The following is a 1042-nucleotide window of genomic DNA, read 5'->3' on the forward strand; positions in this document are numbered from 1 at the left end:
CTTTTGGCGATGACACCGTTTACCTTGAAAAATTTCTCGACACACCCCGGCATGTCGAAATCCAGGTACTTGCAGATAACCATGGCAATGTCATTCACTTAGGTGACCGTGACTGTTCACTGCAACGAAGACACCAAAAAGTTATCGAAGAAGCCCCTGCACCAAATATTAACGAGGAAGCCCGACAAGCCACGTTTGCCGCCTGCGTAAAAGCCTGCAAAGATATCGGCTATCGCGGAGCAGGAACATTTGAGTTCTTATACCAGGATGACAGTTTCTATTTTATCGAAATGAATACCCGAGTACAGGTAGAGCACCCTGTAACAGAAATGATAACAGGCATTAATATCGTTAAAGAGCAAATTAGAATTGCTAGCGGCCTACCACTTTCAGTCTCTCAAGCTGAAGTAAATCTTGAAGGCCATGCGATAGAGTGCCGCATTAACGCTGAAAATGCTCAAACCTTTGCACCGAGCCCCGGCTTAGTTAAACAGTTTCACGCGCCCGGTGGCATGGGAGTCCGTGTCGATTCGCATTTATATAGCGGCTATCGTGTACCTCCATTTTACGACTCTTTAGTTGCCAAAATCATTTGTCATAGCGAAAACCGTAATGCGGCGATGAACCGTATGACAAACGCACTTGACGAGCTAGTCGTAGACGGAATTGACACAAATATTGACCTTCACCGCAAGCTACTTTCCGATAGCGGATTTCGAGAGCTCGAATTTAATATCCATCATCTGGAAAAGAATATCCTTTAGTTTCATCTAATGTATTTCATTCCCGACTATCAGGAAGTCACTGACTTATGAACTGGATCCAAGTTAAAGCCAATATATCTCCCGCCATCGCAGAAGCTCTCGAAGAAGGCTTGCTCGCGGCGGGAGCCAGCGCAGTGACTCTCGAAGATGCTCAAGACCAGCCAGTGCTAGAGCCCGAACGGGGCACAACGCCGCTTTGGGAAGAAACGATCGTCACCGGGCTGTTTTCTGCCGATGAGGACCAAAAAGCTATTAGAGCCATCACTGAAAGTGTCTTC

1 protein-coding gene and 1 pseudogene are annotated in these 1042 nt (G+C 46.7%); both read left to right on the forward strand.

Annotated features, from left to right (window positions below; genetic code table 11):
• Nucleotides 1-764, forward strand: a pseudogene (locus tag A3757_RS01095) (acetyl-CoA carboxylase biotin carboxylase subunit); the annotation flags it as partial.
• Between the two features lie 47 nt (nucleotides 765-811).
• Nucleotides 812-1042 (forward strand): 50S ribosomal protein L11 methyltransferase (locus A3757_RS01100; RefSeq protein ID WP_197469627.1); only part of this gene is annotated, 231 nt, incomplete at its 3' end.

It is taken from the genome of Oleiphilus sp. HI0117 (assembly GCF_001635235.1).